This window comes from Devosia sp. LjRoot3, assembly GCF_964252865.1.
GTDB lineage: Bacteria > Pseudomonadota > Alphaproteobacteria > Rhizobiales > Devosiaceae > Devosia.
This window is the reverse complement of record NZ_CAXUPK020000002.1, coordinates 16,627-41,921: the sequence shown is the minus strand read 5'-3', so window position 1 is coordinate 41,921 and position 25,295 is coordinate 16,627. Positions and strand designations below refer to the sequence as shown.

Below are 25,295 nucleotides of genomic sequence, written 5' to 3'. Positions count from 1 at the left end.
GGCTCCGAAAGCGCGTTCGACCTGCCCTAGCAACTAACATGTTAGTAGTCAATGTGACTAGAAAACGGTCTACGACATTGGCTGGGCTACCTTGCGCCCCAGCACAAGCGTCGAGAAAATCACGAGGAACGCAAAAGCCACCATGCATCCGGCCACAACATGCGCCTTTTCCCATTCGAGCCGCTCGACAAAGTCATAGATGGCAATGGACAACACCTTGGTCTGTCCCGGAATATTGCCCCCGATCATCAGCACCACGCCGAACTCGCCCATCGTATGGGCGAAGGCCATGATCGAGCCAACGAGATAGCCGGGCATGGCGAGCGGCAGCGCCACGCGCACAAAGCGCTGCCTTGCCGAAGCCCCCAGCGTATCGGCGGCCTCCATCACGTCTTCATCGATAGCGGCAAAGGCATTGCGCAGGGGCTGCACCATGAAGGGCAGCGAGGCAATGGCGGCCCCGATGACGAGGCCCCCAAAGGAAAAGGCCAGGGTACGCGCGCCCCAAAGCCCGGCAATTGCGCCGCCCGGACCATTCGGCCCGAGCGCCAGCAACAGATAAAAGCCAAGCACGGTCGGCGGCAGCACCAGCGGCAGCGAGACGACGGCGCCCACCACTTCCTTGCCCCGCCATTGGCTACGCGCCAACCACCAGGCGAGAGGCGACCCGACCACCAGCAAAGCCCCGGTGACACTGGCGGCCAGCGCCAGCGTCAGCAGAACGGCCGAGAGAAGCGGGTCGCCACCGATCATGGCACCGAATAGCCAGAGGCTTCGATCACCGCGACGGCTTCATCGGACTTGAGGAAATCAAGGAAGGCCAGGGCCGCCGGATTGGTCTCGCCGGTCTTGAGCAGCACCGCGCCCTGGGCGATCGGCTCATGCAGTTCGGCCGGCACCAGCCACTGGTCGGCCTTGCCGAGCACCTGGCTTGCCGCAACAAAGCCCAGTTCGGCATTGCCGCTTTCGACAAATTGCAGCGTCTGGGAAATGTTTTCGCCCTGCACCAGTTTCGGCGTCAGCGTTTCAAGCAGACCAAGCGCTGTCAAGGTTTCCACCGCCGCCTTGCCATAGGGCGCAGCCGCCGGATCGGCAATGGCGAGCTTGTTGAAGTCGCCCTTCAGTGCCGCCTCGCCATCGGTCACGTCGCGACCCGGCGCATAAAGCACCAGTCGGCCTTCGGCATAGATGAAAAAGGTCCCATCGACCGCAAAACCCTCGTCGATTGCCTTTTGCGGACGGGCATCATCGGCTGCAAGGAAAATGCCGAAAGGCGCCGCCTGTGTGATCTGGGTATAGAGCTGCCCGGTCGCGCCAAAGCTCAGTTCGACCTGATGCTCACCCTTGGCTTCAAAGATTTCTGCCAGCTGTTCGGCAACCGCGGTGAAATTGGCCGCCACGGCGACATTGACGGTTTCGGCAAAGGCCGGACTGGCCGTGGCAGCGACAACGGCGAGAGAAAGCAGCAGACGGGACAAGGAAGCCTCCGATATGTTTGATCGACCATATCGATGGCCGAAAGCCATTTGCCACGCAAGCGATATGTTTACTTGGATATATCGGAAATCAGCCGCCGCAAAACCGCGACATCATCGGCGATAGCGGCCTCTGTCGCCTTCTGCATCGCGCGATAGCGGCCCAGCACTTCTTCCCCGAGCGGGGTAAGAAACGCCCCGCCCTGAGCCGCCCCGCCCCGTGCCGTCTCCACCAGCGGTCGACCAAAACCTTCATTGAGCGCCTGCACGAGCCCCCACGCCCGCTTGTAGCTCATGCCCATTTCCTTGCCGGCGGCAGAAATGGACCCGGTCCGGGCGATTCCCTCCAGCAGATCGGCACGGCCGGGCCCGACATAGGCCTTGTCGTTGAGGACGATCCGCAGATGGCCGAGGCCGGAGGCATTTGTGCTCATCGCCCCCCCTCCCCAACCCTCCCCGCAAGGGGGAGGGTGTCGCATCGTATTTGAGGCACGATCTCGTCAAATTCACCGGCCGAGCACCCTCCCCCTTGCGGGGAGGGTTGGGGAGGGGGGCTCCCGCGACGGCTGCTAGGCCGCCGCTCCAGCGCCGCCACGAGCGCCTCATGGACGCCATCGGGGTGGTTCAGCACGTCTTCATTGGTGAACCGCAGCACGGCAAACCCTCGCTCTCGAAGATAGCGGTCGCGCGTCTCGTCGTTTCGTTCAACGCGTCCGATGCTGTGCGTGTCACCGTCAATTTCGACAACCAGGCCAGCATGAAGGCACGCAAAGTCGACATAGTAGGCGCCGAGTTGCACCTGCTTGCGGAAGTGCCAGCCGCCTGTCCGGAGTGGAAAAATAAGGCGCCAGAACCGAATTTCGGCGACAGTCGGTTGGGCTCTCAGTTTTCTTCGCAGCGCCTTGCCCAACGTCCCCCTCCCCGTCCCTCCCCGCAAGGGGGAGGGTGCCGCATCCCGGCTCCCAGTCTTTGAAGACTAACCCTTCAGCGCGCTCGCTTCCTTGGCCAGTGCTTCGATGCGGGCAAAATCGCCGCTCGCCAGCGCGTCGGCCGGCATGATCCAGCTGCCACCGACACAGATGACATTGGGCAGGCTCAGATAGGTCTTGGCCTTGACCACGTCGATGCCACCGGTCGGGCAGAAGGTGATATCGGGCAGCGGCGAGGCAAAGGCCTTCAAAACCGGCGCGCCACCCAGCGCTTCGGCCGGGAAGAATTTCAAGAACGAATAGCCCCGCTCGGCCGCCGCCATGGCTTCCGTCGGGGTGCCAATCCCCGGCAGCAGCGGAATGGCAACATCGTCTGCCGCATCGAGCAGCCGCGGCGAAGCACCGGGCGACACCATGAAGCGGCAACCGGCATCGACCGATGCCTTCATATGCGCGGCATGGCGCACGGTGCCCGAACCGACAATGGCGCCGGTCACCTTGGCCATCTCTTCCATGACCTTCAGCGCATTGGGCGTGCGCAGCGTTACTTCCAGCACCGGCAAACCGCCGGCCACCAGCGCCTCGGCCAATGGCCGCGCCTGGGAGACATCATCGAGGATGATGACGGGCACGACGGGCGCCAGCGAGAGAATGGAACGAATGGCGTTTGCGTCCTGCGGCATGAGCATCACTTCCAAAAAGGCTGCGAAAAAGTTCGTCGAAGGGTTAGGCCCAAGGCCTCTTTCCTGCAAGCCCGCCACGCAAAAAAGCGCATCGAGACCATGCAAGGTTGCCTATGTCGCTGAGCGACCGTACATATTGCCGGGCCCGCAAGAGGAGATCGCATCATGGAATTCGACGGCTTCACTCTCGATGGCCTCAGCGTCACGCTGATCGGCCTCGGCATCCTGCTTATCCTGGTGCTCTTTGCCGGCGCCAAGACCATCCCGCAGGGCTACAATTACACCGTCGAACGCTTCGGCAAATATACCCGCACCCTCAAGCCGGGCCTCAACCTGATCATTCCGTTCATCGACACGATCGGCAAGAAGATCAATGTCATGGAACAGGTGCTCGACGTTCCCCATCAGGAAGTCATCACCCGCGACAACGCCACGGTGACCGCCAATGGCGTGACCTTCTACCAGATCCTCGATGCTGCAGCGGCCGCCTATGAGGTGACCAATCTCGAAAACGCCATTCTCAATCTCACCATGACCAATATCCGTACGGTCATGGGTTCGATGGATCTCGATGAGCTTCTGAGCCATCGCGACGAGATCAACGAACGCCTGCTGCGCGTCGTCGATACGGCCGTTTCGCCCTGGGGCGTGAAAATCACCCGCATCGAGATCAAGGACATCGATCCGCCCAAGGATCTCGTTGAATCCATGGGCCGGCAAATGAAGGCCGAGCGCGAAAAGCGCGCCACCATTCTCGAAGCCGAAGGCAGCCGCCAGGCCGCCATTCTCAAGGCCGAAGGCGAAAAGCAGGCCCAGGTGCTCGAAGCCGAAGGCCGCAAGGAAGCCGCCTTCCGCGATGCCGAGGCGCGCGAACGCTCCGCCGAGGCCGAAGCCAGGGCCACCCAGATGGTTTCCGACGCCATCGCCTCGGGCAATGTCCAGGCCATCAACTATTTCGTCGCCAACAACTACATCGAGGCACTGGGCAAGATCGCGACCTCGCCCAACCAGAAGGTGCTGATGCTGCCGGTCGAAGCATCGAGCGTCATCGGCGCCATTAGCGGCATTGGCGAAATCGCCCGCGAAGCTTTTGGCGGCGGCGGCCCGACGGCAACTGCCCGCCCGACGTCGCGTCCGCCCACGGCCGGCCAGCCGCCGCGCGAACCCGGCCAGTTCTAACCGAGGGGCGATCCATGGTGCTCATCGAGTTCCTCGCCGCCAACGCCCCCTGGGCCTGGATCATCGCCGGGCTCATTCTCCTCTCGCTCGAGCTCGTCGTGCCTGGCGGTTATCTCCTCTGGTTGGGCATCGCCGGGCTGATCACCGGGCTGGTGGTCCTGTTCCAGCCGATCGCCTGGCCCTTCCAGTGGCTGATGTTCGGCGTCCTGGCCCTGGTCGCCATCGTCCTCTGGACACGCTGGAGTCGCAGCCGCCCCCGCCAGTCCGACCGCCCCTATCTCAACCGCCGCGGCGACAGTTTCGTCGGCCACGAAGCCGTGCTCGAACAGCCCATTGCCGGTGGTTTTGGCCGCCTGACCCTGGGCGATACCATCTGGCGCATTTCCGGCCCTGACCTGCCGGCGGGACAACGCATCCGCATAGTCGGTAGCGAAGGTGCGGTCCTGCTTGTCGAAGCGATTTGAAACACAAGGCAAGCATTCGTTAACCATAAGCTGAAAGGATCGCGCGCGGGGCACCTGTCCGCCCCCAGTCCTTTCGGAGCGCGGTTTGCCTTTGTCGCAGCACACCATGAGCCTGGCCCTGGGCCTGGTTGTCGGCCTCATGGCCGGCACGGCTTTTGCTGCGCCTGCCTTGGTTGCGACCGATCCGGTTGACGAGACCACCTCCGCCAGTGTCACCGCGCCCACGCGCCAGACCGTTTCCGACCCGACCCTGGCCAATGCCCGCCTCCGGCCGGGCGTTTACCCGGCCCAGCCAGTCCCGCCCGAATTTGCAGTTGGCCCCGAAACGAGCGAAAGCGCCCCGCTCGACTGGTCCATCGGCCTGCGCGGCACCTATCTCAATTCCAACGGCACGGGCAGTTTCGTCACCCACCTCTTGCCGCGCTTCAGCTATACCCATGCTGGCGGCATCGCCACTATCGTGGTCGATGGCAGCGCCGATATCGCCAAGACCGGCGGCCAGAACCTGCCGACCCTCGCCTCGGGTACCCTGTCCATTTCAGGCTCCGCGCCGATCGATTCGGTCACCACCGCCTCGGCCTCCGCCAATATCGGCCTCACCCAGGACCTGCCGGGCACAGCTGGCCTCTCGCCCTCGATCATCACCCCGCCGCAGGTCTTCACCGGCGGCGCCGAGGTCGGCGTCACACGCCAGTTCGGAAGGTTCAATCTCGGGCTCGGCGCCGGCGTGCAGCGCACCTCCTATGGCCCGACCAACCGCACCGATACCGGCCTCACCGACAATTCCGAGCAGAACTACTGGGCCGCCAGCACCAATCTCCGGCTCGGCTACCAGATCACGCCCATTCTCGAGGTTTTTGGGGAAGGCGAAGTGCAGCGCGACATTTTCGATTCGCCGACGGCCAGCCTCGGCACCTATCCCAACGCCACCAACCGCTCGCTGCGCGCCGGTGTCGCCGGCCAGTGGAACAATATCTGGTCGGCCAATGCCTCGGTCGGCATCGGCGAACGCATCTTTGACGAAGCCACGCTCGGCGCCATCCGCGCCCAGCTCTATGGCGCCGAAATCAGCTATACGCCTGATTCAACGGTGACAGTGACTGCCGGCCTCGAAACCGCGCTGGCCCCGGCCGGCGCTGACAATCCGGGCAATGCCCGTATCCAGTACACCGCATCCACCAGTGCCCAATACACGGTCAACACCTGGCTGCGCCTGCGCGCCTCGGCCAATTGGAGCAATTCCGAACTCGTCGGCACCGGTACCACCGAGCGCCGCCTCGGTCTCGGCGCAGGCGCCGACTATGTCTTCAATGCCCATACGAGCCTGAATGCCGATTACGGCTACGGCAATACCGACAATTCCAACGGCAACACCCAGACCCATCAGGTGAGCCTGGGCGTCACGATCGCGCGTTGATCGCGCTCAGAGCTGCTCTTCGAGGTCGAGCTTGCGCAGTTCCCGAATAAAGCCGGGGCGAATGTCGTCACGCTCCAGCGCGTAGACGACGTTTGCCGTCAGGAAGCCGATCTTCGAGCCGCAGTCAAAGCTCTTGCCGACATATTTGACGCCGGTAAAACTCTGCTGGTGCATCAGGGTTTGCATGGCGTCGGTGAGCTGGATTTCCCCGCCCGCGCCCTTGGTCTGTTCGGCCAGCAGCGAGAAGATTTCCGGCTGCAGGATATAGCGGCCCGAAATGATCAGGTTCGAGGGCGCGTCTTCCTTCTTCGGCTTTTCCACCATCTCCGTCAGCTTGAAACCCGTATCCGGCCCCTCGCCACGCCCGATGACGCCATAGGACGAGACCTCGTCATGCGGCACTTCTTCCACCGCGATGACATTGCCGCCGGTTTCCTCATAGGCATCCATCATTTGCTTCAGGACGCCCGGCTCACCCTTGAAGAGCATGTCCGGCAACAGCAGCGCGAAGGGATTGTCCCCAACGATATCCCTGGCACACCAGACCGCGTGCCCCAGGCCAAGCGGCTCCTGCTGGCGGGTAAAGCTGGTGCGTCCGGCAGAAGGCAGATCCTTCTGGAGTTCGCGCAGGGCTTCGTCCTTGCCGCGCACTTCCAGCGTCGTTTCGAGCTCGAACTGACGATCGAAATGGTCCTCGATGACGCCCTTGTTGCGGCCAGTGACGAAAACGAAATGCTCGATCCCTGCCTCGCGCGCCTCATCCACCGCATATTGGATCAGCGGCCGGTCCACCACGGTCAGCATCTCCTTCGGCATCGCCTTGGTGGCAGGCAGGAAACGGGTTCCCAGGCCGGCGACAGGAAAGACGGCAGTGCGGACGCGTTTGGACACGGATTATTCCCTTGCTTGGTTATTCGGAACTTAGGCGTAGACCTAAATCGACATCTGTTACATATCCTTGCACAACAAAAGGGCTTTTGCGGCGGGAGTACGGCCAATGACGGTTTTGGTCACAGGTGGAGCAGGTTACATCGGCAGCCACATGGTTCTCAATCTGGCCGATGCCGGACAGGACGTGGTTGTCCTCGACAATCTGGTCACGGGCTTCGACTGGGCCATAGACGGCCGGGCACAATTTGTACAAGGCAATGCAGGCGATATCGACTTCGTCGTCAGCCTTATCGAAAAATACGGCATCACCGAAATCATTCATTTCGCCGGTTCGATTGTCGTTCCTGAATCGGTAACCAATCCGCTAAAATATTACGCCAACAACACCGCCACCTCGCGCAATCTTATCGAGGCAGCCGTCAAGGGCGGCGTCAAGCACTTCATCTTCTCCTCGACCGCCGCCGTTTACGGGATGACCGGCCTCGCACCCGTGGTGGAAGACACCCCCCTCAACCCGATGTCGCCCTATGGCCGCTCCAAACTCATGACCGAGTGGATGCTGGCCGACGTGGCCGCAGCGCACCCCATCACCTTTGGCGTGCTGCGCTATTTCAACGTCGCCGGTGCCGACCCACAAAAACGTTCGGGCCAGTCGACCCCGCTCGCCACCCACCTCATCAAGGTCGCCTGCCAGACCGCGCTCGGCCAGCGCGAAAAGATGGACATCTTTGGCACCGACTACGAAACGCCCGACGGCACCTGCGTGCGCGACTATATCCACGTTACCGACCTGATCGCCGCCCACGCCCTCTTGCTCAACCATCTGCGAAAAGGCGGCGAAAGCACCACGCTCAACTGCGCCTATGGCCAGGGCTATTCCGTGCGCGAAGTGGTCGAGACCGTCCGAAAAGTCTCGGGCATCAATTTCCGCGCCGATGAAGGCCCGCGTCGCGCGGGCGACCCCGCCTCGATCACCGCGACCGGCCAGAAGGTCCGCGCTCTCCTTGGCTGGAAGCCCCAGCATGACGATCTCAACGAAATCGTCGAAACCGCCTATGCCTGGGAACGCCATCTGATGACCCGCAACCGCTGAGGTTTTTCTATGCGCCCCTTCGCCGCCCTGCTCGTCTTGCTGATGACCAGCCCGGCACTGGCGCAGTCCGACTTTTCCGGTTTTCTGGCGAGCCTCAAACCCGAGGCTGTCGCATCGGGCGTCAGCGCCTCAGCCTATGACGCGCTGACAACGGGCCTCACGCCCGATCCGCGTGTCCCAAAACTCGTCGAAACCCAGCCTGAATTCACCACCCCGGTCTGGGACTATATCGAAACCCGCGTCAATTCCGGCCGCATCTCCCGCGGCCAGGCCGCCCTCGAGCGCAACGCCCAGCTCTTTTCAACCGTGGGCCAGCACTTTGGCGTCGATCCCTATCTCCTCGGCGCCATCTGGGGCATCGAGACCGATTATGGTGCCGTCCTCGGCAATGCCGACCTGATCCGCCCCATCGTCCGCTCGCTGGCAACTGTCACCTTCCAGCACCGCAGCCGTTATGCCGAAGACAAGGCCGATTTCTTCGCCGCCCTGCGCCTTGCTGAACGCAACGGCGGCACCTCCCCCATCGGCTCCTGGGCCGGCGCCATCGGTCACCTGCAGGTCAACCCCACCAATGTCATCGCCCATGGCGCCGACGGAGATGGCGACGGCCGCGTGGACCTCCACAATTCCCTCGCCGATGCGCTCGCCACCTCGGCCAAATTCCTGCTCGACCTCGGCTATCAGCCCGGCATGGATTGGGGTTTTGAGGTGGATGTCCCCCAAAACTTCGACTACCTCCTCGCCACCCGCGACCAGCCCCGCCCCATCAGCTTCTTCGCCGAACGCGGCATAACCCGCGTCTCCGGCCGTCCCTTCGCCAATCCCAATACCCTGGTCTTCCTCTACGTCCCGACCGGCCATACCGGCCCCAAATTCCTGATGACCGGCAATTATCTGGTCCTGAAGGGCTATAATTTCTCGGACAGCTACGCCATGGCGGTCGCCCATCTGACGGATCGCCTCAAGGGCGGCGGCGGTTACGTCACGCCCTGGCCGCGCGATACTGCCTTCCCCAATATTGCCCAGCGCCAGTCGATCCAGCAGTCGCTCAAGGCACTCGGGCTCTATGACGGCGCCGTTGATGGTCGTCTCGGCCCGATTACCCAGGCCGCCTATGCCCGCTTCCAGGCCGCCCGCGGCGAGATCGCCGACGGTTTTGTTACGCGCGCCGCGGCCGAGGCACTGGCCTCAGCCACACGGTAACGCCATGGCGAGCGCATGGTTTTGTTGACCTCTGTCTGTTAGGGTTTGGAGGGTTTCACGTCAGGACGAGGCGAAAGCGTCGGTTTTCGAGAACCGGCGCGCAGCGTACGTTTGGTACGTGAGCACCGGAAGCGCAGAAAATCGGCGTTTGCAGCCCGTCATCACGTGAAATACTCAAACCCTAGACCGGAAGAAGATTTCGGACCGTGCCATGAAGCGTATTTTTGCCCTTTTGCTGATTGCCCTCTTCGCCACCGTGGAAGTGGCGCCGGCTTTCGCGCAGGCAGAAACCCGCATCGAGGTCGCCCAACAGCAGAAGCGCCGCACCCTGTTCGACGTTCTCTTCGGAGACGAACCTCAGCAGGTCCCGCCCCCGGTGCAGCAGACCCAGCCGCGCCAGGCCGCCCCCGCCGCCCTGCCCCCGCCAAAGCCGCAGGTGGAAAAAGCCGAGAACGCCACGCGCCTCGCCGTCTTCGGCGATTCCCTCGCCGTCGACCTCGCCAAGGCGCTCGAACGCTTTTACGCCGAAGACCCAAATCTCCTGGTCCTCAACCAGGGCGTCGGCTCCTCGGGCTTCGTGCGCGACGACTATTTTGACTGGAACAAGACCATCGGCGAACAGATCGCCGCCGACAGTTTTGATCTCGCTATCGTCATCATCGGCGTCAATGACCGACAGGAAATCAGGGTCGGCGGCGCCTCATACAATTCCCTCACACCGGAATGGACTGCCGCCTATCAGGCCCGCCTCAACAGCTTCCTCGGCCAATTGCGCAGCGCCCGAAAACCGGTGATCTGGGTCGGCCTGCCACCCATGTCGAAATCGGAATATTCCGCCGCCATGAGCCAGATCAGCGCCCTCTTCAAGATGGCCGCCTTTTCGGGCGGCGCCGAATATCTCGATATCTACGAGCGTTTTCTAGGCGAAGACGGCAAATATTCGTCCCAAGGCCCCGACGTGAACGGCCAGAACGCCCGCATGCGCAAGGATGACGGCATCCATTTCTCGACCGCCGGCGCCGACAAGCTGGCTTTCTATATCAGCCAGTCCATCCGCACCTTCTATCGTGGCGGCGGCATCACCGTTGCCGTAGCCGACCCCCTCCTCGGCACCGATGCAGCAGCCATGCTCCGCCCGCCCTATCAGGGCCAGGGCCAGACGCGCCTGCTCGAAGTCGCGGGCGCCGTCGTCCCGATCAGCCGCGCCCCGCAGCGCGCCGCCGACCTGCTTGTGGCCGCGCCGCAGCCAGCTTCGGACACCGGCTTCTCACTAGAGCAGCTGATGGCCGCCCCAATCGGCCGCGTCGACGCTTTTGGCGTCGGCATCGACCCCAGCGCCGAACCGGCAAACGAAGGCGAGCAGTAGCTCGCTACCTCCCGCTCGGCGTCATTCCCGCGAAAGCGGGAATCTCTCTTTGATCGTCCGTAACGGAGATTCCCGCTTTCGCGGGAATGACACCGTGATCGAGTGGGCTATCGGGTAAGGACGGGGCCCTACATCACCGCCCCAACCTGCCAGGGCACAAATTCATTGTCCCCATAGCCAAGCTTTTCCGACTTGGTCTGCTCGCCCGAGGCAACGCGCAGCATGAGATCGAAAATCTCCTGCCCCTTGTCCTCGATGGAAACGCCCTCGACGATATCCCCGCAATTGACGTCCATATCGTCAGTCATGCGGCCATAAAGCTCGGAATTGGTGGCGAGCTTGATCGACGGCACCGGCTTGCAGCCATAGGCCGAGCCGCGCCCGGTCGTGAATGCCAGAATATTGGCGCCACCCGCCACCTGTCCCGTCGCAGAAACCGGATCGAAGCCGGGGGTATCCATGAACACAAAGCCCTTCTCATTGACCGGCTCGGCATATTCATAGACCGCCGTCAGTGGCGACGTGCCGCCCTTGGCGGCCGCACCCAGCGACTTTTCAAGGATGGTGGTCAGCCCGCCCGCCTTGTTGCCCGGCGAGGGGTTGTTGTTCATCTCGCCACCATTGCGCTGGGTATAATCCTCCCACCACTTGATACGCGAAATCAGTTTTTCGCCGACTTCGCGATTGACCGCGCGGCGGGTAAGCAAATGCTCGGCGCCATAAATCTCCGGCGTTTCCGACAGGATCGCCGTGCCGCCATTGCGCACCAGAATATCGGCCGCAACACCGAGCGCCGGATTAGCCGTAATCCCCGAATAGCCATCCGAACCACCGCATTGCAGCGCCAGCGTCAGTTCCGAAGCCGGAATGGTCTCGCGCCGCGCCTTGGCGGCGATCGGCAGCATTTCCTTGATTTTTTCGACACCCCATTCGATCATCTTGGCCGTGCCGCCGATCTCCTGAATGGTCATGGTGCGGAACGTATCCGTTTCCGTCATGCCATAGGACTGCTTCATCCGCTCGATCTGGAACACTTCGCAGCCCAGGCCAACCAGCAGCGCCGCCCCGAGATTTGGATTGGCCGTATAACCCCACTGCGTGCGCCGCAGGATCTGATAGCCCTCACCCTGGTTGTCCATGGCGCAACCGGTGCCATGCACGAACGGAATGATGCCGTCGATCTCGGGATAGTCGTCCAAAACGCCCGAATTATTGATCGCCTGCGCCATGAATTTTGCCACGGTCGCCGAACAATTCACCGAGGTCAGGATACCGATATAGTTGCGCGTCCCCACCTTGCCGTTGGACCGGCGGAAACCCTGGAACGTCGCCTGATTGGCGCCAGTCAGAAACTCGACCGGCACCACGCCCTGGGCAAAAGCATAGTCATGCTCCAGCGTGCCGTCCGGCCCGCCCATGCCGCAATTATGCTCATGCACCCAATCGCCGGCCGGAATGCCTTCCTTGGCAAAGCCGATGATCTGCCCGAATTTGACAATCGCCTCACCCGCCGCAATCGGACGCACCGAAAACTTGTGCCCGCGCGGCACGCGCCGGACGATGGAAACGCCCTGCGCCGTTTCCGTGCCGACATCGAGATTGGCCAGCGCCACGGCGATATTGTCGGCGCTATTGAGCGTCAGGGTCTTGCCTTGCGGGCGGGTCATGGTCTCGGACATCGGCGTCATTCCGGCGGTATGGGGTCTCAACTCGTGCTTTACGCCGTTCCGCATCGCAGTCAGATTGGGGCCATTGCGGTACGGCTGCACACTAACTAACATGTTAGCATGAACAACCATACAAGTTCCTATTCTTTTTTGACACGGCCTCCGACCCTGACGCGCGGCAATGTGACCGCCGAGGTCACCCAGGCCTTGCGTCAGGCCATCGTCACCCTGGCCTTGCCGCCCGGAGCGGTCCTCGACAAGTCGGCCATCTGCGCCCAGTTCGAAGTGTCCCGCTTCCCGGTCAGCGAAGCCTTTGCGCGCCTTGCTGAAGAAGGCCTTGTCGACATCGCCCCCCAGCGCGGCTCGACCGTGTCGCTCGTAAAGATCGCCGATGTCCGCGAATACATGCTGATCCGCAAAGGCCTAGAAAGCGAGGCCCTGCGCGTTCTCATCGGCAAGCACGATGCCGAGGTGATCGAGGCGCTGCACGCCAATATGGCCGAGCAGCGCGATGCCGCCGCCCGCGACGATGCCGAAACCTTTCACCAGATCGACGTCGCCTTCCATGACATCATCTTCCGCACCATGCGCATGACTAAGGTCAAGGCGATCATCGACAAGGCCCGCGCCAATCTCGACCGCGCCCGCCGCATGATCATCACCCCGCGCCGCCTCGCTTTGACCATCGCCGAACACCAGGCGATTCTCGACGGCATCGTCGCCGGCGACACGCCCCAGGCCATTGCCGCCATCCGCGCCCATATCGACGCCGTCATGGTCGAGCTTTTTGCCTTCGCCCAGGACAATCCCGGCATTTTTGCCGACGGCGCCGAAACCGTGCTCGACGCCGATTATTTCCCCTTCGGCTGATCCCTCTGGAGACCAAAATGCTGAAAAACATTCCGCCGCTGCTCGGCCCGGAACTCCTCGCCACCCTGCGCGCCATGGGCCATGGCGACGAGATCGTCATTGCCGACGCCAATTTCCCCGCTGAATTCCTTGGGCCCCAGGTCCACCGCGCCGACGGCATTTCGGCCACCGACCTGCTCGATGCCGTGCTCACCGTCATGCCGCTCGATGATTTTGTCGATCAGGCCGCCATCGGCATGGCCGTCGTCGGCGATCCCCATGCCCGCCAGCCCATCTACGACGACTTCCAGGAGATCATCACGCGCCACGAGCCGGCGATGCACTTTTCGACCGTGGAGCGCTTCGCCTTCTACGACCGCGCCAAGAAGGCCGCCGCCGTCATCCAGTCCGGGGAAACCCGCCTCTACGGCAATATCCTGCTCAAGAAGGGCATCATCCGCCCAAAATCCTGACAAGCGAACGGGATCGGCGAAAGTCGCACTCGACAGACTAACATGTTAGCCTCTATCAGCGAGGCCAGAGAAAGAGGAGCCCTGCCCCATGAAACTGCTTCGCGTTGGCCCAAAAGGGTCGGAAAAGCCCGCCATCATCGCTAGGGATGGTTCCATTCGTGACCTTTCCGGCGTCGTCGCCGATATCGGCGGCGCGACCCTGCTGCCGGAGGGCCTCGCAAAGATCGCTGCGACCGACATCGACCTCCTGCCCAAGCTCGACGCGTCCGAACGCATCGGCCCCTGCGTCGCCAATGTCGGCAAGTTCATCTGCATCGGCCTCAACTATGCCGACCACGCCGCGGAGACCGGCGCGCCGATCCCGGCCGAGCCGATCATCTTCATGAAGGCCACCAGCGCCATCATCGGCCCCAATGACGATGTCATCATCCCCAAGAACGCCATCAAGCCCGATTGGGAAGTCGAATTGGCCATCGTCATCGGCAAGGAAGCCCGCTATGTCGAAGAGGCCGATGCCTTCGACCACGTCGCCGGCTATTGCGTCTGCAACGACGTCTCCGAGCGCCACTTCCAGACCGAACGCGGCGGCACCTGGGACAAGGGCAAGGGCGCCGACACCTTTGGGCCCATCGGCCCCTGGCTCGTCACAAAGGACGAAGTCGCCGATCCGCAGAACCTCTCCATGTGGCTCGAAGTCGACGGCCACCGCTACCAGAACGGCTCCACCAAGACGATGATCTTCGGCGTCGCCAAGGTCGTCTCCTATGTCAGCCAGTTCATGAGCCTGCAGCCCGGCGACGTGATCACCACCGGCACCCCTCCCGGCGTCGGCATGGGCATCAAGCCCGAGCCGGTCTGGCTCAAACCCGGCAATGTCATGCACCTGGGCATCGAAGGCCTCGGCGAGCAGAAGCAGAACGTGAAGGCCTACAGCGCCTGATCTCCAAAAGGCCCTCTTACAGGAGGGCCTTTTTCATTCCGCCATCAGATACGTCGCCACCGCATTCAGATCCTCGTCCGTCCAGAACGAGGTCGAATCCGCGATCACCTCGCCCATCGGCCCGCCGAGCACGTCAAACCCCGGCGTAAAGCCGTCCTTCAGCGTCTGCGCCAGCATCGCCACGTCGTACCCCTCCGCGACCAGTGCTTCGCGCGTCAATGGCGGAGCCTTGCCACCCGTGCCCCCGGGCGAGCCTGCAAAGGCCTGATCCCATTCGAGCGCCCCAAGCGCATTGCGCGGCGTATGGCAGGCAACGCAATGCGCCGGCCCCATGGCGAGATATTTGCCGCGATTATAGACCTCGTCCTTCCCCGCTTCGGGCTCGAACCGGCGCGGCGAGAAAAAGAGATTCTTCCACCCAGCCATGATCAGCCGCACATTGAACGGAAACGGCACCGAACTTTCGGCTGCCGGGGCCGGAGACGGCTGGGTCTTCATCAGCGCCGCATAGAGATCGACCACATCCTGGTCGCTCATCAGCGCATAGTTTTCATAGGGGAAGGCCGGATAGAGATGCCCCTGCGGCCCCATGCCATTGCTGAGCGCGTCCGAAAACTGCTCCAGCGTCCAGGTGCCGATACCGGCCTTCGGGTCGGAAGTAATATTGGGCGGCACGAAGGTGCCAAAAGCCGTTTCGAGCCCCGCCCCGCCGGCCAGTTCAATTCCGCCCGCCGCAGCATCGGTGTGGCAGGCAACGCAACCTGCCAAACGCATCACATAGTCGCCGCGCGTCGCATCGCCCACCAGCGTCAGGTCCCGCTCGGGGCCCGCCACCGGCTTGAGGAAATAGACCGCCGTCGCCGCGCCCACCAGGGCGACAACGACCAAACCAATCCAACGCTTCTTCATCACACTTCCCCGACTGGCGCGGCGCGATCACACCAGAGCCAGGAGGAAACCGCAACGCCGGAACCGGTCAACTGCTTGCGAGGACAGCATCCACCTGGGCGCGCGTGGGGGGCTTGCAGCCCTTTTCAGCGCAATTGAGCCCAGCGACCACGGCGCCAAAGCGCAAAGTTGTTCGCAGCGCTGCCGCATCGAGCGTGCCCAGCTTCCCAAGTTTCAGCGCGCCGGTTTCGTTGAGCCAGGTGAGAATGCCCGCCATCAGGCTATCGCCCGCGCCCACGGTGTCCCCAAACACCGGCGGCGCATAAATGCCCGCCTGCGCATTGGCCACATTGGAAAAAGCGCGCGAGCCATGCTCGCCCAGCGTCACCACCACCAGCTCGCAATTGGGCCGATCGAGCAGCAGCTGCGCATGCTCCTCAATGGTCACGCCCGGCTCGAGCCATTCATGGTCTTCTTCGGAAAGCTTGATGACATGGGCCAGATCGAGAAAGTCCGAGAGGCGCTGGCGATAGCCATCCTCATCGTCCACCAGCTTTTCGCGCACATTGATGTCGATAGAAATGGTCGCGCCGCGCCCGATGGCAGCCTTCACCACCGCCATCCACTTTTCCGCGTCTTCAGGAAGAATCGGGGCAAAGCCACCGACCTGATAAAGCTCCACCTGCCCCGGCAGCGCTGCAAGCAGGCCCTCGCGCGTAAAAGCGTGATCCGCCCCGCGCTCGAACACATAGCTTGCCTGCATCTTCTCGTTGAAGGTGACGATGGCCTTGGTCGTCGGCTCCGGCACGCGCTCCTTGAGCAGCACGTCCACACCGGCCGCCTGGAGCGGCGCCAGCAGCAGGTCGCCATGTTCGTCCTGGCTGATCGGGCACAGGAACCCGGTGGGATTGCCCAGCTTTGCCAGAGCGATCGCACAATTGAACGGCGAACCGCCGGCAATCGCCTGGCGCTCGGCGCCCGGGGCCGACGAAACCGGCACCAGATCGATCAGGCTTTCCCCACCGACAACGAACATGCTTTTCTCCCTCGCTGTTCCGGGTGAGCCCTTAGCATTTTCGTGCCCCCGCCCGCCAGCCGTGCGGGCGCTTTACTCGCAAGTCGCTGCGTGTATTGTTTCATCTAGGGCTGGCAGGAGGATAGCCGGCCCCATTGAGGGAGAATCATTTTGGATCGTCGGAAATTCTTTTCCAAGGCCGGTGCCGTCGGCGCCGGCGCCGTTGCTGCGTCGACCGGTCTGGCCATGCCGGCCATTGCCCAAAGCCAACCCAAGATCACCTGGCGCCTGGCTTCATCCTTCCCGCCCGGCCTCGACACCATTTATGGCGGCGGCGAAACGCTGGCCAAATATGTAAACGAAGCCTCGGACGGCAATTTCACCATCGACGTCTTCGCTGCGGGCGAACTGGTCCCCGCCTTCGAAGTGGTCGACCCGGTTTCCGAAGGCTCGATCGAAATGGCCCATACTGTGGGCTACTATTTCTCGGGCAAGGACGTCGCCTGGGCCGCCATGGCCGCCATTCCCTTCTCGCTGAATGCCCGCGGCATGAGCGCCTGGTATTATTATGGCGGTGGCCTCGACATCACCAACGCGTTCCTTTCCAACTACAACATCGTCGGCTTCCCCTGCGGTAATACCGCAGCACAGATGGGTGGCTGGTTCCGCAAGGAAATCAACTCCGTCGCCGATTTGCAGGGCCTCAAAATGCGCGTCGGCTTTGCCGGCACGATTCTCTCCAAGCTCGGCGTCATCCCGACCCCCATGCCGGGCGGGGAAATCTACAATGCGCTCGAAAAGGGCACGATCGACGCGGCCGAATGGGTCGGCCCCTATGACGACGAAAAGCTCGGCTTCCAGAAGGTCGCGCCCTATTACTACTATCCCGGCTGGTGGGAAGGTGGCCCGACCGTCCACGCGCTCATCAACAAGACCAAGTTCGAAGAGCTTCCGGCCAATTACCAGTCGCTGCTGAAAACCGCCTGCCAGGCCACCAGCGCCGACATGCTCGCCAAGTACGACTATGTGAACCCCACCGCCATCAAGAAACTGGTGGCCGCCGGCGCGCAGCTCCGTCCCTTCAGCCCTGAAATCATGGAAGCCAGTTTCAAGGCCGCCCACGAAACCTATGCTGAACTGTCGGCTTCCAGCCCGCATTTCAAGACAATCTGGGATTCGATCACCGCGTTCCGCAAGGACCACTACCTCTGGAACCAGATCGCCGAACTCAACTACGACGCCTTCATGCAATCCCAACAGCGCGCCAACGCGCTCTGATTTTGTCACCTGAATGCAGAACCCCGGGCTCGCGCCCGGGGTATTTGTTCCCCACTGCTCGTCACCCTCGGGCTTGACCCGAGGGCTCTTCACTTGACGATCTCGTCCCACAGATCGCGCCAATCAGGATTCTCCTCCTCGATCAGCGTCTCCTTCCATTGCCGGTACCATCGCTTCATTGAGGTCTCCCGCTGAATGGCAGCCTCGATCTCGTGGTGCTCCTCAAAATAGACCAGCCGCTTGATCTTGTTCTTCTTCGTGTAGCCAGCGACGACGCCCTCGCGGTGCTCGTAGACGCGACGGACAAGGTCATTGGTGACGCCGATATAGGTCCGTCCGCGCCGAAAATCGGCGAGTATGTAGACATATCCGCCCATACGCCCCCCCGAAGTGCAACGTCCTCGGGTCAAGCCCGAGGATGACGGCCTGCTAGAGGAGGCCGAATCCAATACCCACATTCGTCACCCTCGGGCTTGACCCGAGGGCTCTTCACTTCCTGCTCAATTAAAACTCGGCGCCGGTGGCGTCTCAAACGTCGGCGCAGGCGGCGCGCCAAAACTCGGAGGCGGCGGTGCGGTGAAACTCGGCGTCGTCACCTCGCCCCCGCCAACCGGCGGCAGCACGATCTCTACCGAATTGATATCCACCTCCGGCCCCTTGTCGAGGAAGAAGGTCACCAGTTCCGGGAAGGCGATCAAGAGGCCCACCAGGATCAACTGCAACACCAACCAAGGGATCGCGCCCATATAGATATCAGTCGTCTTCACCTTGTCGCGCGGCACGATGCCCCGCAGATAGAAGAGCGCAAACCCAAACGGCGGATGCATGAAGCTCGTCTGCATATTCGCGCAGATCATCACGCCGAACCAAACAAGGTCGATCCCGAGCGAATCCGCCACCGGCGCCAACAGCGGAATGACGATGAAGGCGATCTCGAAAAAGTCGAGAAAGAACGCCAGGATAAAAACGAAGATATTGACGAAGATCAGGAAGCCCACGACCCCGCCCGGCAGGTTCGACAGCAATTCCTCGATCCAGTGACCGCCGCCCACGCCCTGGAACACCAGCGTGAAGACGCGCGCGCCCAGCAGGATGAAAACCACCATGGCCGTCAGGCGCATGGTGGAGACCATGCCATCCCAGGTCACCTTCCAGCGCAGGCGTCCGTTCATCCAGGCCAGCAACATGGCGCCCACAACGCCCATGGCCCCGGCTTCCGTCGGCGTCACCAGCCCGAGGAGGATCGTGCCGAGCACGATAAAAATCAGCGCCAGCGACGGCACCGTGCCGCGGATGATCTTGGCCCAGAGCGGCCAGCCGCGCAGCGTCCGTGCCTCGGGCGGCAGCGCCGGCACGTGTTCGGGCCGGATGATGGAGAGGATAAAGACCCAGCCCATAAAGAGCAAAACCTGGACGATCGAAGCACCCGTCGCCCCGATATACATTTCGCCCGGAGAGCGCTGTAGCTGGTCGGCCAGAACTATCAGCACCAGCGAAGGCGGAATGAGCTGGGTAATGGTGCCCGAGGCCGCAATGACGCCGGTCGCGTGCCTGACATTATAGCCATAGCGCATCATCACCGGCAGCGAGATCAGGCCCATGGCGATCACCGAAGCCGCCACCGTGCCGGTAATGGCCCCCAGGATCGCGCCGACAATGATCACGGCATAGGAAAGCCCGCCGCGAATACCGCCAAAGAGCTGCCCGAACCCATCGAGCAGATCTTCGGCCAGCCCACTCTTTTCGAGAATGACACCCATGAAGGTGAAGAACGGAATAGCCAGCAGCAGCTCGTTCGAGAGCACGCCATAGAGCTGATAGGTGAGGTTACCGAGGAAAGTGGGGGCGATCAGCCCCAGCTCGATGGCAACGAGCCCACCAAAAAGCCCCACCGCCGCCAGCGAAAAGGCGGCGGGATAGCCGATGAGCAGGAACAGCACCAGCCCGCCAAACAGGATCGGCGCCATGTTCTCGCGAATAAGATCGATCATTGGACGGGTTTCTCATAGGCGAATTCGCGGACGTAATTGGTGGTCAGCGCCAGGATGCATTTGATGATCTCGGCAATGCCCTGCAGCATCAGCACGGCAAAACCAACCGGCAGCATCAGCCGTACCGGCCAGCGCGGCAGCCCGCCCGCGGCATTGGAGGTGATGTTCTGCACCCAGGCCTGCACAAACCATGGCCAGGTGAAATAGATCAGCAAGATACAGAGCGGCATCAGGAAAAAGAGCCCACCCAGAAGGTCGATCCAGGTGCGCGTGCGTTCGCTCACCGCGCCATAGAGCAGGTCAACCCGCACATGCTCGTTCATCTTCAGCGTCCAGGCGCCGCCGAGCATCACCATGCCGCCGAACATGTACCAGACACTCTCGGAGAGCACGTTGGAATAGTTGGTATAGATCCAGACCATGCCGCCAAAAACGCCGCCGCCAATGCTGCGCTCAAGCGAGATCATGGCGCTAACCGAATAGCGGAAAACGGCGTTGAAGGCGCTGACCAGGGCCGAGAACAGCACCAGCCACACCGCGACCAGTCCCACCCGGCGGCTGATCTCGTCGATCACCCTCGTGACACGCAAGGCAAATGACACGCCCGACCCTCCCCTGTCGTTCGTAAGCGCATCAGTTGAGCGCAGTTCGCCTTAATTTGGCAAGAACCGAATTATCGTCCAACCCGGCTTCCAACAGATGCCTCTGCAGGAACACGCCTACGTGCCGGGCTAGGGCCGCCGCGCCACGAGATCGATTTCGACCAGCGCACCCACCGCCAGCCCGGTGACGCCCACCGTCGTGCGCGCCGGCAGTTTGCCGGGCTCGAAGAAACTGGGCCAGATGGCGTTGAGCGCGGCATAGTCACGGTCGAAATGGGTGAGGTAGATGCGCGCCATGGTGATGTCGCCAAGCCCAAGGCCAATTCCGCCCAGCACCACTTTCAGGTTGTCGATCACCCGTCGCGTCTGCGCTTCGACACCCTCGGGGAGCGGCGCATCCGGAGCCATGGGATCGGTGGGCATCTGCCCGGTTACGAAGACGAACCCACCCGCCTCTACCGCATGACTGAAAGGCGCCACCGGCCGCGGGCCGGAGGAGACCATGTGGTAGATCAGATCATTCATCGCTTCGCTTTCCCATAGAATCTTCGCCGGCCAAACATGACGAGCATGTCACTGCTGTCAATCGCGCTCAGGCTTGCCGCCACACACAGAAGGCGTAAGCTCGCCGCATGCGCCCCTTTGTCCGCCCCCTGCTTGCCGCCTTGCTGCTGGCCGCGACGCCGGCCCAGATGGTGCTGGCCCAATCAAGCTTCTGGAGCGCCGACGAACAGGCAAGTTTTGACATCCTCTTCGAGCATCTCAAATCCGCGCCCGACGAAGCCACGGCCCGCGCCATTGCCGAGGAAATCTGGGCGCTCTGGACTAAGCCCGACGACAAGATCGTCGCCGCCCGTTTTGCTGCAATCCTCAACCAATTCGCTCTCGGCGGTCCCGCGGCGCAAATGCATCTCATCGATGCGTTGATCGCCGACTATCCCGACTATCCCGAAGGCTGGAACCTGCGCGCCACCGCAAAATTCTTTGCCGGCGACTATGAGGGCTCCCTGGCCGACATCACCGAGACCCTGGCCCGCGAACCCAGACACTTCGGCGCCCTCGCCGGCCGCGTCCTTATCTTCCATACGATGGGCCGCAGGGAAGAAGCCCTGACCGCGATCAGGGCCGCCCTCGAGGTCCATCCGTTCCTTTCCGAACGGGGCCTCTTCCCCGAACTGTCGCGCTAGTAGCGGAAGAAATCCGAATCCTCGGAAATATAGGGCGCCAGCTTTTCAAGGCTGATCCGCGCCGTCGGCGCCCCATAGGCATAGGCCGACACTTCATAGGGCTGGAATTGCAGGATCAGCGCATAGGGATCGGACAGGTCCCAACGCTCGGGATCAACGACGGAATCGGCAATGTATTTGGTGTCGTCGAGCATCAGGGCATCGCCATGCTCGGCTTCGAGCGCCTCGACGGCCAGATCGAGCAGCGCGGCCTGCCAGCGCTTGCCCGTAAAAATATCGCGCGCCGCCAGCGCCCGATCTTCCTCGACGAGATAGTGCAGGTAGCTCTTGGACCAGTTTCCATGCGCGGCCCCATGGCCATACCAATAGGTCCCAACATTGAGGTCTATCCGGCTGCCATTGGCCTCGGCCACGCTGATCGAATTGCTGGTATCGCTCGATCCATCCTCAAGCACATCCGTCGGCCCGCCCTGCGCGCCGAAAATGTTGGACAGCTTCAGCGCCTCCGCCTCGACATAGGCATTGAATGCCCCGGCAAAGGGCTCGGTCGAATCGAGCTGCACATAGCTCAGCTCATGCTGGGCCACGGCCCAATAGGAATCGGCCTCGGCTTCCGGATCCGGCATGGAAGCAAACCGCGCCCGCGTATAAAAGCGCATGCCATTGATCATGCGGCTGTCTTCGAGCGTGGAACTGCGGCTGTTGAAGAGGTTGATGAGGCAGCGCGTGCGATCTTCGTCGTAGCTGCCGCTCGTCATCGGCTTGGCATCGGGCGCACAGGCGCGCCCCGCAAAGTCGAGCCAGGCCCGCTGATCCCCCCGTACCGCAGCCAGTGCATTTTCGGAAAGCCCGCCAATGGCCGTCTGATAGGTCTTGGCCAGCCGGTCATCAGCCGCCGAAAGCTCCGGGCTGTCACAGATCGCATGCTCGAAGGGCGTTCCGGCCTTGGCGCAGTCAAAACTCGCCGCCGCAGCAGGCAGGCTCAGACTCGTGAAGAAGGCCAGAACGAACAGCAAGGCGAAGCGAAACATCTCTCATCCCTTCAAAATTCGAAATTGCCCGATTGGCCTCAATCGGAACTCGACCGTCAAGCTTTGATGGATATGTGCAAAGGTCAGGCGACGTTGCGACGCGGGTCCGGCCGCATATCCTTGTCGAAGATCACGACCCGGCCACGCCCTGCCTGCTTGGCGGTATAGAGCGCGGCGTCAGCCATATCGGTCGCCACTTCGAGCTTGTCCCCGCCTTCGGCCAGACACGCCCCGATGCTGAGCGACACCACGATCGATCGTCCCGGCGCCGTCGCAATCGGCTCGCCGATCGCCGCGCGCATGATGTCATGCGCGCGAGCCCGCAGTTCCTTGGGCCCGCATTCGGGCAAGAGCACGATGAACTCGTCGCCACCCCAGCGCGCACAGGCGCCCTCGGCGCCCATCGTCTCCTGAATACGTCGCGCCACGGCGACAATGACCAGGTCGCCGGCCGCATGGCCGTGGCTGTCATTGATCTGCTTGAAATGGTCGACATCGACGAGAAGGATGCCATAGCCGGCGCCGCTGGCCGCGATATCGCCATGCGCCACCGCAAAACCGCGGCGATTGAGAATGCCCGATTGCCCGTCGCGGAACGCCAGGCTTTCGAGTTCCTGCGTGCGCTCGCGCACCCGGGTTTCAAGAAGCCGCGTATGGTCGTCGACGCTCGCCGCCATCTGCGTCAGCGCCGAGGACAGCCGCCCGATCTCGTCCTGCCGGCCCGCGCCCATGCTCAGGGCCGGACCATAGTCGCCCGCGCGCGCCTTGCGCACCACATGCTCGAGCCTCGTCAGCCGGTCGAGCACCTGGTTCCTGAACATCAGCACCAGCACCACCGCGACCACCACCATCATGGTGGCCAAGAGGAACCCGATGGGCACGAACAGCCGCCGGTCGATAATGGTATCGACGTCCATGAAGGTGACATTGTACCAGCCGAGCTTGTCGAGATAGCCGATGCCCACCAGCGTCTCTTTGCCATTGACCGTGACAAAGGCGGAATCGGCAAGCATGTCGCCCCCGGTCACATCGTCGAACAGCCGGCGCAGCGTTGCCGCGTCGCCCGACCCCGATACCAGCGAAAAGACCGAGCGCTTGCTATCGAGCCCGTCGCCGAAATTGGCCAGGCTCACCAGCGTCTCGTCGCGATGCGCCTGGATCATGCCCTGCCGGTCGACAAACATGGAGGTGACGCCGCGCTGCGGCACATTCACCACTTCCTGGATGAAGGAAGTGAGGTCGATCCCGGTCCCCAACAGCCCCAGAACCTCGCGTCCCTCGCGGATCACGCAGTTCATCCAGACTTTGGTGACCTTCAGATTGGCGTCATTGTTGACGTTGAGATGGCACCCCTCGCCCAGGGCCAGGGTCGAATAATACCAGGCATCATCAGGGTTTTCCTGGTTCAACCTGTAGCGATACTGATTGCCCGCATAGGCATTGGCGCTGTCGTTGAAATAGTAATTGCCCGAAGCCGCCACGACGAAAAAATAGGAGCCATCGGCGAAATAGCGCCGATAATGCTCGAGTTCGGCAATGCCGCGCGCTCTGCGTTCCGGGTTGGTCTCGTCCAGCGCCCAGTCGCGGATCGCCTGGCTGCCCGCCAGCGCCTCGGCCAGCGACACCTCGCGCACCAGCGTGCCCAGCCCGCGATGCCGGTCATAAAGCACCTGCTTTTCGGCAAAGAGCGTGCCCAATTGCACGACGGTGGAATTGACCACCCACTGAAACGCAAAAAAGGCCGGCACGGCGACGCTGGCAAAACCGAGCAGCACCAGCAGCAGCACGCGGGCGCGCAAACTGTCGGTGAAGAGGCGAAGAAGCGACATATGCGGCGACCCATGGCGGCAGAAGGGCAGAGGCCCACCCCCGCCACTATCGGGGCGCGGGCCTCTAGACTTCGTTAATAGGCCAATAGGACAGGAAAAAACAAATCGTTAAGCGGAAAGAAAGGCCCGCGCCGCCAGGAGCTCTTCCTGCCGGATTTCGTGACCACCATTGTGCCAGACAAGCTCTGCAACCGCTCCATTGGCACTAAAATAGTCAGCCAGCGTCTGGCTCGCCTTCGCGGGTGCTATGGGATCATATTGCCCCGCCGTCACCAGCACTTTCCGTCCACCGAAGGCGGCCGCCGGCGGCGCAAAGGGAATGAGCGGATGCATCAGTACGGTCGCGTCGAACAGCTCGGGCGCGCCGAACTGCACCGAGGCCAGGATGTTGGCGCCATTGGAATAACCCAGCCCCAGCACTTTTGAGGGCTGCCGCCTGGCCACTTCGGCGCGCAAAAAATCCGCCATTGCTGCGGTTCGCTGCTTCAGGTCCGCCATGTCATAGACGCCCTCCGCGGTGCGGCGGAAATAGCGCAAGGCACCGTGCTCGCTGACATCACCGCGCGGGGCGACGCGCGTCGCCCCGGGTGCCAGTTCGGCTGCGAGGTCAAAGAACTGGTTTTCGTCCCCACCCGTCCCGTGAAACAGGAAGATCAGCGGGGCATTGGCACCCGCGCCTTCGGCAGAACGGAATTGATATGAGGCCATAACTCATCTCCTTGCGCTTGATCCCAGCGATATCGGCATGCCCCATGCAAAGGCAATCGCTCATCCCCGCCACGCTCTGTTGCCAGTTTTGAAACAATGCCGAGAGGCCAGTTTGCAGCCCGCCTCATGCTCGCTAT

At 62.3% G+C, this 25,295-nt stretch carries 27 protein-coding genes; 11 read left to right on the top strand and 16 right to left on the bottom strand.

Annotated elements, in window-relative coordinates:
- Positions 1-69 precede the first annotated feature (69 nt).
- The 5 genes from modB to eda all read right to left on the bottom strand — a co-directional run bounded on the left by modB (position 70) and on the right by eda (position 3,087).
- The gene (gene modB, locus ACSQ2A_RS07240; RefSeq protein ID WP_436071674.1) at positions 70-753 is read right to left on the bottom strand and encodes a molybdate ABC transporter permease subunit; all 684 of its coding nucleotides are present in this window, start codon (positions 751-753) and stop codon (positions 70-72) included.
- On the bottom strand, positions 750-1,478 hold the full coding sequence (gene modA / locus ACSQ2A_RS07235) for a molybdate ABC transporter substrate-binding protein (protein WP_436071673.1): 729 nt from the start codon (positions 1,476-1,478) through the stop codon (positions 750-752). Before modA ends, modB begins: the two co-directional genes overlap by 4 nt.
- A gap of 68 nt (positions 1,479-1,546) precedes the next feature.
- Positions 1,547-1,909 carry a winged helix-turn-helix domain-containing protein gene (locus ACSQ2A_RS07230; protein WP_436071672.1) on the bottom strand — a complete coding sequence of 121 codons (363 nt, stop codon included), beginning with the start codon at positions 1,907-1,909 and terminating at the stop codon, positions 1,547-1,549.
- Positions 1,906-2,385 carry an endonuclease domain-containing protein gene (locus tag ACSQ2A_RS07225; RefSeq protein ID WP_436071671.1) on the bottom strand — a complete coding sequence of 160 codons (480 nt, stop codon included), beginning with the start codon at positions 2,383-2,385 and terminating at the stop codon, positions 1,906-1,908. The genes ACSQ2A_RS07230 and ACSQ2A_RS07225 overlap by 4 nt, the downstream gene beginning before the upstream one ends.
- 66 nt (positions 2,386-2,451) lie before the next feature.
- A complete protein-coding gene (gene eda, locus ACSQ2A_RS07220) occupies positions 2,452-3,087 on the bottom strand; it encodes a bifunctional 4-hydroxy-2-oxoglutarate aldolase/2-dehydro-3-deoxy-phosphogluconate aldolase (RefSeq protein ID WP_436071670.1) in 636 nt (211 codons plus the stop codon).
- A 165-nt stretch (positions 3,088-3,252) separates the two neighbouring features.
- On the opposite strand from eda, the gene ACSQ2A_RS07215 reads away from it, so the two are divergent.
- The 3 genes from ACSQ2A_RS07215 to ACSQ2A_RS07205 all read left to right on the top strand — a co-directional run bounded on the left by ACSQ2A_RS07215 (position 3,253) and on the right by ACSQ2A_RS07205 (position 6,147).
- A complete protein-coding gene (locus ACSQ2A_RS07215; RefSeq protein ID WP_436071669.1) occupies positions 3,253-4,266 on the top strand; it encodes an SPFH domain-containing protein in 1,014 nt (337 codons plus the stop codon).
- A 14-nt stretch (positions 4,267-4,280) separates the two neighbouring features.
- A complete protein-coding gene (locus tag ACSQ2A_RS07210) occupies positions 4,281-4,730 on the top strand; it encodes an NfeD family protein (protein WP_436071668.1) in 450 nt (149 codons plus the stop codon).
- Positions 4,731-4,836: 106 nt separating this feature from the next.
- A complete protein-coding gene (locus tag ACSQ2A_RS07205; protein WP_436071667.1) occupies positions 4,837-6,147 on the top strand; it encodes a DUF5777 family beta-barrel protein in 1,311 nt (436 codons plus the stop codon).
- A gap of 6 nt (positions 6,148-6,153) precedes the next feature.
- On the opposite strand, the gene galU is transcribed toward ACSQ2A_RS07205, so the two are convergent.
- On the bottom strand, positions 6,154-7,038 hold the full coding sequence (gene galU / locus ACSQ2A_RS07200; protein ID WP_436071666.1) for a UTP--glucose-1-phosphate uridylyltransferase GalU: 885 nt from the start codon (positions 7,036-7,038) through the stop codon (positions 6,154-6,156).
- 106 nt (positions 7,039-7,144) lie between these two features.
- Between galU and galE the strand changes: the two genes are divergently transcribed.
- From galE to ACSQ2A_RS07185, 3 genes are all read left to right on the top strand, one after another.
- Positions 7,145-8,131, top strand: a complete 987-nt coding sequence (gene galE / locus ACSQ2A_RS07195; protein ID WP_295414646.1) for a UDP-glucose 4-epimerase GalE — start codon at positions 7,145-7,147, stop codon at positions 8,129-8,131.
- 9 nt (positions 8,132-8,140) lie between these two features.
- The gene (locus ACSQ2A_RS07190; RefSeq protein WP_436071665.1) at positions 8,141-9,334 is read left to right on the top strand and encodes a lytic murein transglycosylase; all 1,194 of its coding nucleotides are present in this window, start codon (positions 8,141-8,143) and stop codon (positions 9,332-9,334) included.
- 211 nt (positions 9,335-9,545) lie between these two features.
- The gene (locus ACSQ2A_RS07185) at positions 9,546-10,700 is read left to right on the top strand and encodes an SGNH/GDSL hydrolase family protein (RefSeq protein ID WP_436071664.1); all 1,155 of its coding nucleotides are present in this window, start codon (positions 9,546-9,548) and stop codon (positions 10,698-10,700) included.
- Positions 10,701-10,828: 128 nt separating this feature from the next.
- Here ACSQ2A_RS07185 and ACSQ2A_RS07180 read toward each other — a convergent pair whose 3' ends face one another.
- Entirely contained in the window at positions 10,829-12,379 is a 1,551-nt protein-coding gene (locus tag ACSQ2A_RS07180) for a UxaA family hydrolase (RefSeq protein ID WP_436071663.1), read from the bottom strand.
- 138 nt (positions 12,380-12,517) lie between these two features.
- Here ACSQ2A_RS07180 and ACSQ2A_RS07175 point away from each other — a divergent pair, with 138 nt between their 5' ends.
- The 3 genes from ACSQ2A_RS07175 (at position 12,518) to ACSQ2A_RS07165 (ending at position 14,629) form a co-directional block, all read left to right on the top strand.
- Positions 12,518-13,237 (top strand): GntR family transcriptional regulator, encoded by a 720-nt coding sequence (locus tag ACSQ2A_RS07175; protein WP_436071662.1) that lies wholly within the window; start codon positions 12,518-12,520, stop codon positions 13,235-13,237.
- Positions 13,238-13,254: 17 nt separating this feature from the next.
- Entirely contained in the window at positions 13,255-13,689 is a 435-nt protein-coding gene (locus tag ACSQ2A_RS07170; RefSeq protein WP_295414654.1) for an RbsD/FucU family protein, read from the top strand.
- Between the two features lie 88 nt (positions 13,690-13,777).
- A complete protein-coding gene (locus ACSQ2A_RS07165) occupies positions 13,778-14,629 on the top strand; it encodes a fumarylacetoacetate hydrolase family protein (protein ID WP_436071661.1) in 852 nt (283 codons plus the stop codon).
- A gap of 33 nt (positions 14,630-14,662) precedes the next feature.
- Here the strand turns inward: ACSQ2A_RS07165 and ACSQ2A_RS07160 are convergent, their stop codons facing one another.
- Together ACSQ2A_RS07160 and ACSQ2A_RS07155 are read right to left on the bottom strand one after the other, a co-directional pair.
- A complete protein-coding gene (locus tag ACSQ2A_RS07160) occupies positions 14,663-15,538 on the bottom strand; it encodes a c-type cytochrome (RefSeq protein ID WP_436071660.1) in 876 nt (291 codons plus the stop codon).
- 67 nt (positions 15,539-15,605) lie between these two features.
- Positions 15,606-16,553, bottom strand: coding sequence for a carbohydrate kinase family protein (locus ACSQ2A_RS07155; RefSeq protein WP_436071659.1), 948 nt, complete (start codon positions 16,551-16,553; stop codon positions 15,606-15,608).
- 150 nt (positions 16,554-16,703) lie between these two features.
- Between ACSQ2A_RS07155 and ACSQ2A_RS07150 the strand changes: the two genes are divergently transcribed.
- Complete coding sequence (locus ACSQ2A_RS07150) at positions 16,704-17,810, top strand: TRAP transporter substrate-binding protein (RefSeq protein WP_436071658.1); 1,107 nt, start codon at positions 16,704-16,706, stop codon at positions 17,808-17,810.
- Between the two features lie 89 nt (positions 17,811-17,899).
- Here the strand turns inward: ACSQ2A_RS07150 and ACSQ2A_RS07145 are convergent, their stop codons facing one another.
- The 4 genes from ACSQ2A_RS07145 to ACSQ2A_RS07130 form a co-directional block, all read right to left on the bottom strand.
- Positions 17,900-18,187 (bottom strand): GIY-YIG nuclease family protein, encoded by a 288-nt coding sequence (locus ACSQ2A_RS07145; RefSeq protein WP_436071657.1) that lies wholly within the window; start codon positions 18,185-18,187, stop codon positions 17,900-17,902.
- A gap of 123 nt (positions 18,188-18,310) precedes the next feature.
- Positions 18,311-19,801: a TRAP transporter large permease gene (locus tag ACSQ2A_RS07140; protein WP_295414663.1), complete on the bottom strand. Its 1,491-nt coding sequence runs from the start codon at positions 19,799-19,801 to the stop codon at positions 18,311-18,313.
- Positions 19,798-20,403, bottom strand: coding sequence for a TRAP transporter small permease subunit (locus ACSQ2A_RS07135; RefSeq protein ID WP_295414665.1), 606 nt, complete (start codon positions 20,401-20,403; stop codon positions 19,798-19,800). Before ACSQ2A_RS07135 ends, ACSQ2A_RS07140 begins: the two co-directional genes overlap by 4 nt.
- Positions 20,404-20,532: 129 nt before the next feature.
- A complete protein-coding gene (locus ACSQ2A_RS07130) occupies positions 20,533-20,907 on the bottom strand; it encodes a RidA family protein (RefSeq protein WP_436072268.1) in 375 nt (124 codons plus the stop codon).
- A 128-nt stretch (positions 20,908-21,035) separates the two neighbouring features.
- Between ACSQ2A_RS07130 and ACSQ2A_RS07125 the strand changes: the two genes are divergently transcribed.
- Positions 21,036-21,590, top strand: coding sequence for a tetratricopeptide repeat protein (locus ACSQ2A_RS07125; RefSeq protein WP_436071656.1), 555 nt, complete (start codon positions 21,036-21,038; stop codon positions 21,588-21,590).
- Here ACSQ2A_RS07125 and ACSQ2A_RS07120 read toward each other — a convergent pair.
- The 3 genes from ACSQ2A_RS07120 to ACSQ2A_RS07110 all read right to left on the bottom strand — a co-directional run bounded on the left by ACSQ2A_RS07120 (position 21,587) and on the right by ACSQ2A_RS07110 (position 25,158).
- A complete protein-coding gene (locus tag ACSQ2A_RS07120) occupies positions 21,587-22,621 on the bottom strand; it encodes a DUF3298 domain-containing protein (RefSeq protein ID WP_436071655.1) in 1,035 nt (344 codons plus the stop codon). The genes ACSQ2A_RS07125 and ACSQ2A_RS07120 overlap by 4 nt on opposite strands.
- An 83-nt stretch (positions 22,622-22,704) precedes the next feature.
- On the bottom strand, positions 22,705-24,450 hold the full coding sequence (locus ACSQ2A_RS07115; RefSeq protein WP_295414671.1) for a sensor domain-containing diguanylate cyclase: 1,746 nt from the start codon (positions 24,448-24,450) through the stop codon (positions 22,705-22,707).
- 108 nt (positions 24,451-24,558) lie between these two features.
- Entirely contained in the window at positions 24,559-25,158 is a 600-nt protein-coding gene (locus ACSQ2A_RS07110) for an alpha/beta hydrolase (protein ID WP_436071654.1), read from the bottom strand.
- Positions 25,159-25,295 lie beyond the last annotated feature (137 nt).